The 17,311-nt window shown below is 32.8% G+C and carries 10 protein-coding genes; all 10 read left to right on the top strand.

The window, feature by feature from the left end:
- Positions 1-367 precede the first annotated feature (367 nt).
- The gene (dnaK, locus tag B0A81_RS11170; protein WP_089058117.1) at positions 368-2,251 is read left to right on the top strand and encodes a molecular chaperone DnaK; all 1,884 of its coding nucleotides are present in this window, start codon (positions 368-370) and stop codon (positions 2,249-2,251) included.
- Positions 2,252-2,479: 228 nt separating this feature from the next.
- Positions 2,480-3,550: a magnesium/cobalt transporter CorA gene (gene corA / locus B0A81_RS11165; protein WP_089058116.1), complete on the top strand. Its 1,071-nt coding sequence runs from the start codon at positions 2,480-2,482 to the stop codon at positions 3,548-3,550.
- A 56-nt stretch (positions 3,551-3,606) separates the two neighbouring features.
- Positions 3,607-5,700 (top strand): phosphate acetyltransferase, encoded by a 2,094-nt coding sequence (gene pta / locus B0A81_RS11160; RefSeq protein WP_089058115.1) that lies wholly within the window; start codon positions 3,607-3,609, stop codon positions 5,698-5,700.
- Positions 5,701-5,938: 238 nt separating this feature from the next.
- Entirely contained in the window at positions 5,939-7,123 is a 1,185-nt protein-coding gene (locus B0A81_RS11155; protein ID WP_089058114.1) for an acetate/propionate family kinase, read from the top strand.
- Positions 7,124-7,141: 18 nt separating this feature from the next.
- Positions 7,142-7,564, top strand: coding sequence for a DUF3995 domain-containing protein (locus B0A81_RS11150; protein WP_089058113.1), 423 nt, complete (start codon positions 7,142-7,144; stop codon positions 7,562-7,564).
- 103 nt (positions 7,565-7,667) lie between these two features.
- Positions 7,668-10,412 (top strand): helix-turn-helix and ligand-binding sensor domain-containing protein, encoded by a 2,745-nt coding sequence (locus tag B0A81_RS11145; RefSeq protein WP_089058112.1) that lies wholly within the window; start codon positions 7,668-7,670, stop codon positions 10,410-10,412.
- Between the two features lie 244 nt (positions 10,413-10,656).
- Entirely contained in the window at positions 10,657-13,671 is a 3,015-nt protein-coding gene (locus B0A81_RS11140; protein ID WP_089058111.1) for a SusC/RagA family TonB-linked outer membrane protein, read from the top strand.
- A 4-nt stretch (positions 13,672-13,675) separates the two neighbouring features.
- Positions 13,676-15,133 carry a RagB/SusD family nutrient uptake outer membrane protein gene (locus B0A81_RS11135; protein WP_089058110.1) on the top strand — a complete coding sequence of 486 codons (1,458 nt, stop codon included), beginning with the start codon at positions 13,676-13,678 and terminating at the stop codon, positions 15,131-15,133.
- Positions 15,134-15,207: 74 nt separating this feature from the next.
- Complete coding sequence (locus tag B0A81_RS11130; RefSeq protein WP_089058109.1) at positions 15,208-16,581, top strand: glucoamylase family protein; 1,374 nt, start codon at positions 15,208-15,210, stop codon at positions 16,579-16,581.
- Between the two features lie 12 nt (positions 16,582-16,593).
- Positions 16,594-17,307 (top strand): carboxylesterase family protein, encoded by a 714-nt coding sequence (locus B0A81_RS11125; protein ID WP_089058108.1) that lies wholly within the window; start codon positions 16,594-16,596, stop codon positions 17,305-17,307.
- Positions 17,308-17,311: the final 4 nt, after the last annotated feature.

The raw sequence follows: 17,311 nt of genomic DNA, 5'->3' as shown, positions 1-17,311 counted from the left end.
ATTTTCAAATGTAGGGTGTTTTTGTATTAATAATCAATAGCATTAATCATTTTTATTATGCTTTTATCGAACACAGGTAAGATTGGTTTGAATGCGATTGTGTTCTGATAAATAATATGTAAATGAAATTGTAATAGGTAGTTAGGTGAAAATTATAGAAGAAAAGTAATGAGAAATGCGACAAATTAATGACATGAATTATTGAGTTATGCCATGTGTGTCAGGTTTGAAAAATGTCATGTTGTCAGCCGATTATTGGTTTGTCAATAGTAAAACTGACAATTTTATTTAGTTTTTTATATTGGCACAAAGATTGACTTATGCCACCTGAGTTATAAAATTAAATCAAAAATTAAATATATAAAAAATGGGTAAAATAATCGGAATTGACTTAGGTACGACGAACTCTTGTGTTTCTGTAATGGAAGGTAACGAAGCAGTTGTTATTCCTAACGCAGAAGGAAAAAGAACAACTCCATCTATCATCGCTTTTGTTGAAGGTGGCGAAATTAAAGTAGGTGATCCTGCAAAAAGACAAGCAGTAACGAATCCTACAAAAACGATTGCTTCTATTAAACGTTTTATGGGACACACTTTTGCTGAAACTCAAGAAGAGGCAAAAAGAGTTCCTTACAGTGTTGTAAAAGGTGACAACAATACTCCACGTGTGGATATTGACGGTCGTTTATACACTGCTCAAGAATTGTCAGCAATGACACTTCAAAAAATGAAAAAAACTGCTGAAGACTATTTAGGTCAAACTGTAACTGAAGCGGTTATTACTGTTCCTGCTTACTTTAACGATGCACAACGTCAAGCTACAAAAGAAGCTGGAGAAATTGCTGGTCTTAAAGTTATGCGTATCATCAATGAGCCAACTGCAGCTGCACTTGCTTACGGATTAGATAAAAAAGGAACAGATCAAAAAATTGCTGTTTACGATTTAGGTGGAGGTACTTTTGATATCTCTGTTCTTGAATTAGGAGATGGTGTATTTGAAGTATTATCTACAAATGGTGATACTCACTTAGGTGGTGATGATTTTGACCAAGTTATTATTGACTGGTTAGCTGACGAATTCAAAACTGAAGAAGGTATTGATTTACGTTTAGATCCAATGTCATTACAACGTTTGAAAGAAGCTGCTGAGAAAGCTAAGATTGAATTATCATCTTCTGCTGAAACAGAAATCAACTTACCTTACGTAACTGCTACGGCTTCTGGACCAAAACACTTAGTGAAAAAATTATCTAGAGCTAAATTTGAGCAATTATCTGATACTTTAGTAAAACGTTCTATGGAGCCAGTTGCTAAAGCATTAAAAGATGCAGGTTTATCTACATCTGATATCGACGAAGTAATCCTTGTTGGAGGTTCTACTCGTATGCCAAGAATTGCTGACGAAGTTGAAAAATTCTTCGGTAAAAAAGCATCTAAAGGTGTTAACCCTGATGAGGTTGTTGCTATTGGAGCTGCTATTCAAGGTGGAGTTTTATCTGGAGATGTAAAAGATGTATTGTTACTTGACGTAACACCTCTTTCTTTAGGTATCGAAACTATGGGTGGTGTATTGACTAAATTAATTGAGTCTAACACAACTATCCCAACTAAAAAATCTCAAGTATTCTCTACTGCTGCTGATTCTCAACCATCTGTTGAAATTCACGTATTACAAGGAGAAAGAGCAATGGCTGCTGATAACAAAACTATCGGTCGTTTCCACTTAGATGGTATCCCGCCAGCACCAAGAGGAGTTCCTCAAATCGAGGTTACTTTTGATATTGATGCTAATGGTATCATCAAAGTTTCTGCAACTGACAAAGGAACTGGAAAATCTCACGATATCCGTATCGAAGCTTCTTCTGGATTAACAGCTGAAGAAATCGAAAAAATGAAAAAAGATGCTGAAGCTAATGCTGATGCTGACAGAATTGCAAAAGAAAGAGCTGAGAAATTGAACGAAGCTGATAGTACTATTTTCCAAACTGAAAGTCAATTGAAAGAATTGGGAGATAAAATTACAGATGAGCACAAAACAGCTATTGAATATGCTTTAACTGAATTGAGAATGGCTCACCAATCTCAAGATCTTGACGCAATCCAAAAAGGATTAGACAATGTTAATGTAGCTTGGAAAACAGCTACAGAAGCAATGTACGCTCAAGGTGATGCAGGACAACAAGCTGCTCCACAACAAGAGCAGTCTCAAGGAGACAACGTTGAAGACGTTGAATTCGAAGAGGTAAAATAATTTACTCTGTAGAGGCGCATTATGTGTGTCTTTGCAATTGAATATGAAAACCGAGTCAGAAATGGCTCGGTTTTTTTTATGCGTATAATTCAGGTTTAATTACTGAAAATAATAAAAAGTGTACTTTTTAAAAGCAATGTGTTTTGTTAAATCTTTCTGAGCAAAATGATAAATGTCATTTCTCATTCGGATTCTTTTTCGTAATATTACTATTGTAAATTTTTTTGAATGAGAAAGATCAAATACAAGAAAGGGAGAAAGCTGCAACATATTACTTTAGAGTATACAGGCTCGCATAAAGAGCATGAAACCGAAATGCAGCTTTTTGTATATAACGATACAGATGTTGTTGAATATGATAAGTTTACCGTTCTAGCTCTTAATTCTTGCTTTGATTATACTAAAAATAATTGGCTTAATATTCATGGTTTAAATGACATTGGTTTGCTTAAAACTATAGGTGCACATTTTAAATTTGATGATTATTTATTGGCTGATATTTTAAACACTACAAAAAGAACCAAATTAGAAGAACAGCCTGGTATTTTGTTTTTCAATATAAAATCACTTTTACCTTCGGAATATTCAGATAATATAAGTGTTGAACAGCTTAGTTTTATTTTAAAAGACGGAATTTTAATTTCTTTTCAAGAAAAGCGAAGTGATTTCTTTACGCATATTCGCGAACGCCTTCGAACGCATTCTGGAATTGTAAGAACTAAAAAAGTAGATTATCTGCTTTATTTATTATTAGATGCTGTAATCGAAAATTTCTACATTACAATTGAAGATGAAGAAGATAAAATTGAAGAACTTATCAATTTGACTAAAAAAGGCGCAGATCCTGTTATTTTAGAAAAGATTGAAAATCACCGTGATAATTTTAATTTTTTAAAGCGTTCAATTGTTCCTCTTCGAGATTCGCTTTATTATTTAAAAACCATTAAAGACGATGACGACAATGGTTTGATACAAAAGGAAACTTTTAATTTTTTTATCAGACTGCATCAAAAAAGCTTAGAACTTTTAGAGCAAATTGAATCAGATATGAGCTCACTTGAAAGTGCTTCTAACTTTTATTTTTCGGAACAAAGCCGAAAGATGAACGAGATTATGAAAACCCTTACTATAATTTCTGCCATATTTATACCGCTTACTTTTATTGTTGGAGTTTACGGTATGAACTTTGAAAACATGCCAGAACTTAAATATCGTTACGGTTATTACAGTGTAATGGCGGCAATGGTTTTACTAGTAGTAGCCTTGATTGTTTACTTCAAGAAAAGGCGTTGGTTTTAACTTATTAATATTAAAATAGAATTCAAATAGATACGTTAAGTTTCAAAATATAAATTATGAGTAAAGCAATATATATAGCAACGAGCGATCACAATAGCGGAAAATCGATTATTACACTCGGTTTGATGAGTATTTTGATTGGAAAAACAGCCAAAGTTGGGTATTTTAGACCTATTGTAGAAGATTTTGTCGATGGCGAATTAGATAATCATATTGAAACCGTTTTGTCGCATTTTAACCTCGATATTAAGTTTGAAGATGCTTATGCCATCACAAAAAGCAAACTGATTAAGAAAAAGAATAAAGGAAAAATAGGAGAGGTTTTAGATTTAATTATCGAAAAATATAAAAAACTCGAAGAACGTTTTGATTTTGTTTTGGTAGAAGGAACAAGCTTTACCGGCGAAGGAACTTCAATTGAATTAGATTTGAATGTTTTAATTGCCAAAAACTTAGGAATTCCAACAATAATTATTGGTTCAGGAGTTGGAAAAACATTGGAAGAATTGGTTGACAGTTTATATTTAGTTTACGATTCGTTCAAAGTAAAAGAGGTTGAGGTTTTATCAGTTTTTGCTAATAAAGTACAACCGGAAAATATTGAATTAGTAACTAAAAGTCTTCAAAAAAGCTTACCAGAGAATGTTTTAGTCAATACAATTCCGTTAATTTCAAGTTTAAACAATCCAACAATGCAGGAAATTGTTAATGAACTTGATGCTAAAGTTTTGTTTGGAGGCAACTATTTAAATAATGAAATTGGTCACTTTAGCGTTGGCGCCATGCAATTGCATAATTATTTGGTTCATTTACATGATAATGCTCTTGTAATCACTCCTGGAGATCGCTCGGATATTATTTTAGGAGCTTTACAGGCTAATGAATCGGCAAATTATCCAACAATATCAGGGATTATCCTAACTGGTAATATTGTTCCAGAAGAAAGCATTTTAAAGCTTATAGAAGGACTTTCGGCTATTGTTCCAATTATAGCAGTTGACGGCGGAACGTATCACATTACAAACAGAATTGGTGCCATTAAGTCTGAAATCTATGCTAACAACACACATAAAATTGAAACGTCGATAACTACTTTTGAAAAATACGTTGATAACGAAGCTTTATCCGAAAGATTAATCACTTTTGAAGCGGAAGGCATGACGCCAAAAATGTTTCAATACAACATGGTTAAAAGAGCCAGACAACATCGTAAACACATCGTTTTGCCTGAAGGTAATGATGAGAGAATTATTATTGCAGCTTCGAGACTTTTGTCGATGGATGTTGTGGATATTTCGATTATTGGTGAAAGAAAACAAATTGAAAGTAAAATTGCAGAACTTGGAATTGCATTTGATTTTTCTAAAGTGAATATCATCAATCCAAAGGAATCTGAATTGTATGAAGATTATGCTAATACTTATTATGAGCTTAGAAAAGCAAAGAATGTAAGTATTACAATGGCAAGAGATTTAATGGAAGATGTTTCGTATTTTGGAACAATGATGGTTTATAAAGGCCATGCAGACGGAATGGTTTCTGGCGCGGCACATACTACACAGCATACTATTCTGCCAGCTTTACAATTCATAAAAACTAAACCTAATTCGTCTGTAGTTTCATCTGTATTTTTTATGTGTTTAGAAGATCGAGTTTCTGTTTTTGGAGATTGTGCTATTAATCCAAATCCAACTGCAGAACAATTGGCTGAAATTGCAATTTCATCGGCAGAATCAAGCTCAGCTTTTGGAATTGAACCAAAAATTGCCATGCTTTCTTATTCTTCTGGATCATCAGGAAAAGGTGACGAGGTAGATAAAGTAAGAGCAGCAACCGAAATTGTAAAACAAAAACGTCCTGATTTAAAAATTGAAGGTCCAATTCAGTATGACGCTGCAGTTGACCGCGCTGTTGGAAAAAGTAAAATGCCAGATTCTGAAGTAGCAGGGCAGGCGAGCGTGCTAATTTTTCCTGATTTGAACACAGGAAATAATACTTATAAAGCGGTACAGAGAGAAACAGGAGCGTTGGCAATTGGCCCAATGCTGCAAGGATTAAATAAACCTGTAAACGATTTAAGCCGTGGTTGTACTGTTGACGATATTATCAATACAGTAGTAATTACAGCAATTCAGGCGCAGGGAATGTAAATTCAATTAAAAATTAAAAATAGAACGCGGATGAAACTGATTCGCTAACGCGAAAACGCAGATTTGGATGGATTTTATTATTTATAGAATTAAAAATCTGTTTTAATCCGTGTCTTTACGAAGTAAATCCGAGTCATCCGCGTGCTAATCTCAACAATAAAAAATTAAAATTTTCTGTCTTCGAGATTAAAAACAAAACTTAGTGACTTAGCGCCTTCGCGGCAAAAACATAAAAAGAATGAAAATACTAATAATAAACTCCGGAAGTTCATCTATAAAATATCAATTAATGGTTATGCCTGCAAACGAAGTGATTTGCAGTGGTATGATTGACAGAATTGGTTTAGAAACATCAAATATTACTTTTAAAACAGCTTCAAATTCGCGTGAAGAAATATTGCCGATTCCAACTCATAAAGTAGGATTGCAAAAAGTAGCGGATATGCTTTTGGATGCTGAGAAAGGAGTAATTAAAACAACTTCAGAAATTGCTGCGGTTGGGCATAGAGTTGTACACGGAGGAAGTTATTTTTCTGATACAACAATTATTACCGAAGAAGTAAAAGAAAAAATTAAAGAACTTTCAGAATTAGCTCCGCTTCATAATCCAGCACATTTGGTAGGAATAAATGTTGCAGAAGAAATATTTGCTGAAGCCAAACAAGTTGCGGTTTTTGATACTGCATTTCACCAGACAATTCCGGTTCAAGCTTATAAATATGCGATACCAAATTATCTTTTAACAGAGAACAAAGTTCGTGTGTATGGATTTCATGGAACAAGCCATAAATATGTATCTGAAAAGGCAATAAACCACTTAGAGAATAAGTCTAGAATTATCACAATCCATTTAGGAAACGGATGCAGCATGACGGCTGTAAAAGACGGAAAAAGTATTGACACAACAATGGGGTTTTCACCTGCAAATGGTCTAATAATGGGTACAAGAGCAGGAGATATTGATCAATCTGTAATATTTTATATGGTTAAAAATTTAGGATATACACCAGATGAAGTAAACTCGATTTTGTTGAAACAAAGCGGAATGCTTGGCCTTACAGGTTACAGCGATTTGCGTGATATTGAATCGGAAGCTGAAAAAGGAAACAAAGAATGCCAGTTGGCTTTGTTAATGAATGCTTATAGAATTAGAAAAACTATTGGAGCTTATGCAGCTTCTTTAAACGGATTAGATGCTATAATTTTTACAGCAGGAATTGGCGAAAACTCTTCATATATGCGTAAACTGGTTTGTACGGATATGGAGTATTTTGGAATTGAAATTGATGACGATAAAAATCAAATTCGTTCGAAAGAAATTAGAGAAATCAACAAGCCAAGTGCCAAAGCCAAGATACTTGTAGTTCCAACTGATGAAGAATATGAAATTGCGAATCAGGTTTTCCAGTTACTAAACAACTAATTTCTTAAATTGTTTGAAATGAATATTATTGCGCTATTGTTATTTTTAATTTTTGCCATTATTTCGGGAATTCATTTTTATTGGGGTTTTGGTGGAAAATGGGGTAGTAAGGCAGTTGTTCCTACAAAAGATGATCAAACACCACTTTTTGTACCTAGCACAATTTCGACCTTTGTTGTGGCGGTTGGAACCTTATTTTTTGGAGTTCTATATTTGATAAAATTTGAATTCATACAGTTAAGTTTACCTTTAGGGCTAGACAAATATGGATTTTGGATCATAATTTCGATATTTATTTTAAGAGCAATTGGGGAATTTAACTACGTTGGCTTCTTTAAAAAACATAAAAGTTCGCAGTTTGCTGCTAATGATACAAAATATTATTCGCCATTATGTTTGATAATTGGCATACTGACTTTAGTTATAGAACTGAATAACTAAATATTTTGAATTAAAGATTATAAGAAAGCTCCTTGTCGGGAGCTTTTTTTATGGCTTCAGATTAAATATTTGTGAGTATCTTTGAGGTATAAATCCGAATATTTTGAAATCGAAACTTTTTAAATTACTATTCTTCTTTTTCATTGCTTTTCAAATTCAAGCACAAGAATTACTTCCCTTCGTTGAAAATTATAATAAATCAGATTATCAAGGTGATAATCAAATCTGGAACGTTGCTCAAGGTAAAGATAAGGCAATGTATTTTGCAAATAATCATTATGTGCTGCGTTATGATGGTGTCATTTGGGAAAAGTACTCTTTGCCAAACAAAACGATAATTCGATCGATTTTGATTGAAGGCGATCGAATTTATTCAGGATCGTATAAAGAATTTGGATATTGGTACAGAAAAAATGGTAAAATGCATTACGTTTCTATTACCAAAAATCTTCGCTTATTTGATGAGAAGGACAATGAAGAAATCTGGAAGATATTCAGGTTTAACGGTTCATTGTATTTTCAATCTTTCAATGATGTTTTTATTTACGATGGAAAACATATTCAAAGAATTAAATTTCCTTTTTTAGTTTCCTATTGCTTTGTAGTCGATAATAACCTTTATGTCGCTTCTGTCGAGAAAGGTCTTTTTCGAATGAATGGTTCCCGAATTGCAATTCCAAAAGGCTGGGAGATTTTAAAAAAAACCGTTGTGCATGCGATCGAAAAATATAACGGCAAGACTTATATTTTTACTCAAAAGCGCGGAGTTTTTGTTGCGGATAAAGACGGATTAAAACCTTGGAATAATCCATTGAATGAAACATTAAAGTCTAACGGAATTAATGTTGCTAAGTTTATTAAAAATAATAAACTTGTGGTTGGAACAGGTAATAAAGGTGTGTTTATCTACGATTTTAGTACCAATACATTTAAAAACATTGACAGAAACAATGTTTTGATGAATAACTCAGTGTTAAGCATTGGTTTTGACAAAGAAGAAGATTTATGGCTTGGTTTAGATAACGGAATTGCTCATGTTGAGGTAAATTCTCCAATTTCATTTTTTTATGACAATTCTGGAATCTTAGGCTCTGTTTATTCCGTCGCTACTATTGACAAAGGATATTTAATTGCTTCAAATCATGGTATTTTTGAGTTTGATTCTGGAAACTTCAAAATGATGCCTAATACCCAAGGGCAGGGATGGAATATCACCAAAATTGGAAGTAAATATGTTATAGGTCATAATGACGGTACATTTTGTTATGAAAATGGTGCTTTGACCAAGATTAATAATGTAAATGGAGGTTGGAATTTATCAAAAAGTATCATTAACGATAATTACTTTCAATCGACTTACAGTGGGATTTTAGTATATAACAATATTTTAGATCTTAGCCAAAGCAAGAAAATTGACGGATTATCAAAACCTATAAAATATGTTGCCCAGAATAAGAAAAATGAAATTTGGGCGGCAGATAATTATCGCGGTTTATATAGAGTTTTCTTAGATGATAATTTCAAAACCAAGAAAGTTGAAAACATAACTCAGCTAAGTAAAATAAAAAATGATTTTGGGGTTAAGATTTTTGAATTTAGAGGAGAAATACTTTTTCTAATTAATAACATTTGGTATACGTTTAATTCTATCACAAATAAATTAGAAGAGAATGAATTGTTCAATACCAATTTTAAAAATATCTCAGATGTAGTTGCCATAGATAAAAACCATTTTATTGTTCTGCAAGAAGGTGTTCTCTATCATATATATGCAAATGAGAATAAATTTGTCTGGAATATTATTCAAGAAAAATATTATAAAGGAAAGTTGATTAATGAAAATCTAAGAATTTTTAGAAGCAACAATCATTATTTATTAAATCTTGATGATGGATTTATTTCGCTTCAATTAGAATATGAAAATAAGCAAAATAAAGGAGTCAGAATTGAAGCTTATAATAATGGTGAACTTCTTCCAGATGAAAGTAAAATAAAACACAATACTGAACTTAGAATAAATGTGATTTCGGGAATTTATGGAGCCAGTAAACCAAATTTATTTTATCAGATAAATAATGACAAAAAATACATCCCAATTTCAAATGGTTCTGTTGTTTTAAACAACTTAAGCAGTGGATCACATTCTGTCATGATTTTTAAACATGATGGTGCTAATTACGATAAAGTTTCAAGTTTTGAATTTAAAGTTTCGCAGCCTTGGTATTTTTCATTTTGGATGGTGCTGCTTTATTTACTGGTAATAGCCACAGTCTTATTCTTTTATTACAAATGGAATAAACTTCGTTATACACAAAAATTAAAATTGCAGGCCGAGGAGTTAAAACATCAGCGCGAAATTCTTGAAATGGAACTTAAGAAAGAGAATGAGCTGAATATTCAAGAATTTGAGAAACATATTCTAGAGCTTGAATTACAGACAAAATCATCTGAAGTTGCTGGTAAATCTTTGTCGATTGCCAAACAAAGCGAAATGATCGAAAATATTCAAGGTATTCTAGACACAGAAAAAGATTTCAATAAACTAAAAAGTGAAATCAAAAAGGCGATAAAAATAAATGAGGTTAATAAGCACGAGTGGGAGACTTTTGAAACAAATTTGAATCAAATTCACAATGAGTTTATTATTAACCTTTCTAAAAAATTTCCACATTTAACTCCAAAAGATATAAAGCTCTGTGTTTATCTTAAAATGAATCTTTCTTCAAAAGAAATTGCTCCTCTAATGAACATTTCTTTTAGAGGTGTAGAATTGCATAGATATCGTCTAAGAAAGAAGCTGAGTCTTACTCAAGAGGAAAACCTGTCAAAGTTTTTATTAAGTCTGTAAGATTTGGTTTTAAAATTTATAGATCTTATATTTTTCCATCTCATTTTTTATATAATTCTAATACATCAATACTACATCATAACGTTATGTTAACGAATTTTATTTAACATTTAGAATGTTGATAATCATTTGTATAACTTGAAAATTTAACACAATGATGTAGTTATGTTGTAGTGGTATCTGATGTACTACAACGTTGTAATTGTTTAATTTGGCTCTACTAACTTAAACGATTACATACTGTATGAAAAATTTTATTTTTAGCTTTTTAGCGCTCTTATTGTTACCATCTTATATGATGGGACAAGCGCAAGCAATTAAAGGAAAAGTAGTAGACAGCAGCGGAATGGGAATTCCTGGAGCGATAATCGCTTCATCTGATGCTCGTGCTACTGCTGATGCAGATTTCGACGGAAACTTTACAATTAATGCAAAACCTGGCGACATATTAAAGGTGTCTATGTTAGGCTTTAATTCAGTTTCTGTACCGGCAACAGCCGCACCAATGACAATTACCTTAAAAGAAGCAGAAGATACTGCATTAAAAGAAGTAGTTGTAATTGGATACGGTACAAGAAAAAAGATTGATAATACATCTGCTGTAAGTTCAATCAAATCTGAGGAAATTACCAAAATGAAGGTAATAAATGCTTCTCAGGCTATCCAAGGTAAAGCAGCTGGTGTACAGGTATCTACTTCAGATGCGCCTGGAAGTACACCTTCAGTAATTATCAGGGGAGCTGGTAGTGCTTTAGGAGGAAAAAATCCTTTATATGTTGTTGATGGTATGCCTACTGACAATATCAACAACATTAATACTAATGATATTACATCTTACGAGATTTTGAAAGATGCTTCTTCATTAGCTATTTATGGAACCAGAGGTGCAAATGGTGTAATTATGATTACAACCAAAGCAGGTAAAGGTAAAATGACTGTGGACGTTGAAAGTTTTGCAGGTTTTAGAACTCCTTTAAAAACCGTAAGAATGGCAAATAGCGACGAATTTGTTCGTTATTCTAATGAAGCATTTAGAACTCCCGCTAAACCTCAAGACAGATTTTCTGCAAACCAGCCTTACAATACCAATTGGTTTGATCAAATTACAAGAACGGGATCTTATACTCAGAACAATATATCAATCTCAGGGGCTTCAGAAAACGTAAAATATTTTTTTAGTGTTGGTAACTACGAAGAAAAAGGTATTTTAAATGGTTCTGATTATGGAAGAACTACAATTAGAAATAATAATGAGTTTAAACTTTCAGAGAAAGTTAAAATAACTCAGAATTTTAGTTTAAGCAGTATTAAAAACACACCAATGCCTTTAAGCGCTTTTACAAATGCTTATAGACAATCTCCACTAGTTCCAGTACGTTTTCCTGATGGAAAATATGGTGTACCTTTTGTTTCGAACGGAATTGTTTCTGAAACAGGTGATTCATTTAATAATGTTGGTAATCCAGTAGCTCAATTAGACTATACAAATGAGCAGCAGCAAACTGTTGTTTTACAAGGAGGTTTAAAACTGGATTATGATATTATCAAATCATTAAAATTTACATCACAATTTAACGGAGAGTTTTATACTTACAAACAGTATAATTATGTAGACAATTTAGCTCTTTGGTTATCACAAGATCCTACACGTGTAGAATCAGCATATGATACAAAAAGTTTAAATACAAATACTTTAACAAGAAGTAGAGATCAATATTTCAATTGGAATTTATCTAACTACTTAACTTATAATAAAGTTTTTGCAGACATTCATGATGTTGAAGTTACTGCTGGTATCGAGGCAAATGTTCAAGGTACAAGAGAGAAGCTAACGATTGACAGAAAAAATGTAAATCCAAATTCGGATTATTGGTCTTTAAAAGATATTAATGTAGCAAGCTCAGTTACAGGTTATAAAGATGAGGCTCTAAATCAAAGAAGATTAGCATCTTATTTTGCTCGTTTCCAATACAAATTAATGGATAGATATTTACTTACAGGTACTGTAAGACGTGATGGATCATCACAATTTGCTGAAGACAAACGTTGGGGAACATTTCCATCAGTTGGTTTAGGATGGATTGTATCTAAAGAAAGCTTCTTAAGTAATGTAGAAACAATTAATATGTTAAAAATAAGAGGTTCTTGGGGTAGATTAGGAAACCAAAATATTCCATTAAACACTCAAACTTTCACTTCAGGAGTAGATGTTCCAGGTCTTGGATCAGGTACAACAATTAACTCGCAAGTTGATCCTAATTTATCTTGGGAAATCGTAGAAGAACTTTCAGGAGGTTTTGATTTTGAAGTATTGAACAACAGATTAAAAGGATCTTTTGATTTGTATGAGAAAAACACAACAAATACAATTTTAAATGTTAAGCCTTACGCAACTTCTGGAATAACAGTTCCTGCGCCAGCACATGTTGGAGAAGTATCTAATAAAGGTTATGAAATTGCATTACGTTGGGATGATAAAATAAATGATAATTTAAGTTACTGGGTAGGTGGAAACTTTTCTCACAATAAAAATGCACTTACAAGTCTTAAAAATGTTCAAATAGCTTCAGTTATTGGAGGAAGTTTAGGAAATGGTCAAAACACCAAAATACTTGATAATACTTCTATAGGGCAGCCATTAGGTAGTTTTTATATGTATGAATTTGCAGGAATTGATCAAGCAAATGGTAATATGTTATACTACACAGCAAATGGAGATAAAGTAGTTCAGACTGTATTAAACGAGAAAACAGATAAAAAATATGTTGGATCAGTTCTACCAACTTCTAATTATGGAGTGACATTAGGTTTGACTTATAAAAATATTGATTTTTCTGTTGACGGATACGGAACTGGAGGAGCAAAAGTTTACAATGGTAAAAAAGCACAGCGTTTTGGTGGTGAAAACATAGAAGCTTCTACGGCTCGTGATTTCTGGACTCCAACTAATACAACAGCTTCTAATCCAGCTCCTTCAAATGTAACACCATTTGCTTCAACATTTTTCTTAGAATCAGCTGATTTCTTTAGAATCAATAACATTACTTTAGGATACAAACTTCCGATAAAAGATGATAAATTTTTTAGCTATTGTAGAATATATGTAAATGCAATTAATCCATTTATCTCTCAAAAATTCTCAGGATTTTCTCCTGATGTTGTAAGCGATGGTAAATTGGTTGAAGGTACTCAAGGAGTTGAGTTAGATGCTTACCCATCATTGAGATCATTTGTTATGGGAGTTAATTTAAAATTTTAATATTATGAAAAGAATATATATATCAATGTTTGTATTATCTGGATTATTTTTTTCTGGATGTTCAGATAATTTTTTAGAAGTAAATCCTACGGAAGCAATTCCGGCAGATGTTGAACTGGTAAATAATGATACAGATGCGAAGGGGTTTGTAACGGCAATTTACAACCAGTTTTTAGGTTGGGACATGTCTTCTTTTGGTTGGTATGCAGTGACAAGTATTATTACTGATGATGCTGATAAAGGTTCAGATCCTGGAGATGCAGGTGGTGATAAAGATATTGTTGATGCTTTAACCTATAACGCTTCAACTCCATCATTTCAATCTACTTGGGATGCTAATTATGCAGCAATAAATAGATGTAATCAAGCTTTGGCTATTTTTCCTAAATTGGATAAAGTAACACCTAGTTTAAAAGTAAGATTAGAAGGTGAAGCTAAATTTATGAGAGCTTTTATGTATTTTACTTTAGTTAAAGGATATGGCGGAGTTCCTATTATAGATCACTTACCAATTCCTACATCTGATGAAGATAGAATAATGCAGTTAACTCGTAAATCGCCAGCAGAGGTTTATGCGTTTATTGAAAAGGATTTAAATGATGCTATAACAAATTTACCAGATAAATCAGCTTACGGACCAGATGATAAAACCCGTGTTTCTAAAGGTTCTGCTTATGCTTTAATGGCAAAAGTAAATCTATATCAAAAAAATTGGCAGAAAGTAATTGACAATTGTGATAAAGTAACCGGCTATGCATTAGTTTCAGATTATGCTTTACAGTATAAAAAAGAAGGTGAGTTTGGACCAGAATCTCTTTTTGAGATTAATGGAGTTGGTTCAACTTCTAGCCCTGGATTTGGAATTGGAAATTATACTGTTTCTCAAGCTCCACGTGGAGCTGGAGGATGGGGATGGGGCTTTAATACACCATCACTAGGTTTGGCAAATGCTTATGAAGCAGGTGACGTAAGAAGAGCAGCTACAATTATTTTTAGAGGAACATTTTTATATGATGGAAGAGAAGTACCTTCTACTGTATCAAATGCGATGTATAATTATAAAGCATACTCATCTAATTTTTACAATCAAGAATTTACCGATACAAATCTTAGATATTTAAGATATGCTGAAGTTATATTAATGAAAGCGGAAGCATTAAACGAATTAGGACAAACTTCTGGTGCTATTCCTTTAATAAATCTAATTCGTAAAAGAGCAGGTTTAGGTGATACTCCTTTTACTTCTCAATCTGATGTTAGAAAAGCAATCTACAAAGAAAGAAGATTAGAATTTGCTTTCGAGCACGACAGATGGTTTGACATTGTGAGAACAGGACAAGCTGAAGCAGCTATGGCAGCAGATGGAAAAACTTTTGTTGTTGGTAAACATGAATTATGGCCTATTCCAACTACATTCTTAAGAGAAGCTGCGGGACTTTCTCAACAAAACCCTGGTTATTAATTTACATCTTAAAAATCACTTCCTCTAAAATCTTAGAGGAAGTGATTATTTATTCAATATTTTAAATTTTTATAATGATTAGAATTTCAGTTTTATTTTTAGCTTTTACTTTTTTTGGATGTGGATCCTCTGCTGATAAATCTAAAGGAAATACAGAAGAAAAAACTTCTAGTGTTACTCTGACAGATGAACAGCTTATCGAAATTGTTCAAAAACAAACCTTTAAGTATTTCTGGGATTATGCAGAGCCAAATTCTGGATTAGCAAGAGAACGTTATCATCCTGACGGAAATTATCCAGAGAATGATTCAAACATTGTTACAACAGGAGGTTCTGGTTTTGGTTTAATGGCACTTGTATCAGGAATGTCTCAAGGTTATATTACAAAAGAACAAGGAGTTGAAAGACTTAACAAGATTGCTGACTTTTTGGGCAAAGCAGATCGTTTTCACGGAGCATGGTCACATTGGATTGACGGAAATACAGGAAAAGTAAAACCTTTTGGAACCAAGGATAATGGCGGCGACTTAGTCGAAACTTCATTTTTGGTTGCGGGAATGATTACAGTTCGTGAATATCTTAAAACAGGTTCTGAAAAAGAGAAAGCTGTTGCAGCAAAATATGATGCACTTTGGAAAGGCGTTGACTGGCAATGGTATACCAATAACAAAAATGTTCTATACTGGCACTGGTCGCCAAATTACGACTGGCAGATGAATTTTCCGCTTGAAGGATATAATGAATGTTTAATTACTTATGTCTTGGCAGCATCTTCGCCAACACACACAATCGATGCAAAAGCATATCATGAAGGCTGGGCTAGAAGCGGCGGAATTGTTACTTCAAAAACAAAATATAACATTCCTTTAATTCTAAAACATAATGGAGCTGAAGAGTTTGGCGGACCATTATTTTGGGCACATTATTCATACGTTGGATTAGATCCAAATCAATTAACAGATAAATACGCTGATTATTGGGATTTAAATGTAAATCAAACAAAAATCAATTATGAATATTGTGTTGAAAACCCAGCAAAAGTAAAAGGTTACGGCCCTGATTATTGGGGATTAACAGCATCATATTCTAGAAATCCTGACGGATCAATAGGATACAATGCGCATATGCCAAGTAATGATCAAGGTGTTATTTCTCCAACTGCTGCTATAAGTTCAATTGCATACACACCAAAAGAATCTATTGCTTTAATGAGAAACCTTTATCAAAACCATAAAAAAGAAACGTGGGGCGAAGCAGGTTTTTATGACGCATTAAGCTTAGGAAATAATTGGGTTGCAAAACGATATTTAGCCATAGATCAAGGTCCAGAAGTAGTAATGCTCGAAAATTACCGTACAGGATTACTATGGAAATTATTTATGAATGCTCCAGAAGTAAAACAAGGTTTAACAAAACTTGGATTTAAATCCGGAAAATACGGAATTTAAGATTTAGTATTTATGAAATATAAAGCAGGCTTATTGTTTATCCTTTTTTCTCTAATTGGTTTTGCACAAAGTGAAACTACAGGAAAAATAAAAACGGTTGTTGTAACCAATTATGAGTTGGGATATGTTTTACACAAACCGTTAAACATAAAAGAGAAAAAGCCATTAATCGTTTTTATTTCAGGAGATGGTGAAAAAGGTACTGACCTTGAAAAAGTCAAAATTAACGGGCCTTTAAAATATCTAAAAACCCATCAGCTAGATGCTTATGTTTTAGCGTCGCAATGTAAAGAAGACGAGAATTGGGATATAGAATCAATTTATCAGCTGATTTTAAAAATTCAGAAAGAGAATAAAATTGATTCAGAACGAATATATGTTACTGGTTTAAGCTCAGGAGGCTGGGCTTCATGGAATTTGGCTTTTGCACACGCGGATCTATTTGCAGCAAACGTACCTGTCGCTGGTTTTGTAGATTTAATTCAGTTAGAAAAAGCTTGTGAAATAGCCAATATTCCAACCAGAATTTACCATGGTTTATTAGATGATGTGGTCAATGTAAATTATGCGATTACGATTTACAAAGAATTAAAAAAATGTAATGCAAAAGATGTTCAATTGACCATTTTTGATAATGCAGGTCACGACAGCTGGACAAGAGTTTATGACAATCCTGAAATTTATGACTGGATGTTTAAACAGAAAAAAACGAATACGAACAAATAAATAT

This window comes from Flavobacterium plurextorum (genome assembly GCF_002217395.1).
GTDB classification, from domain to species: domain Bacteria; phylum Bacteroidota; class Bacteroidia; order Flavobacteriales; family Flavobacteriaceae; genus Flavobacterium; species Flavobacterium plurextorum.
The sequence above is the reverse complement of the archived record's forward strand: the minus strand, read 5'-3'. Positions and strand labels throughout refer to the sequence as shown.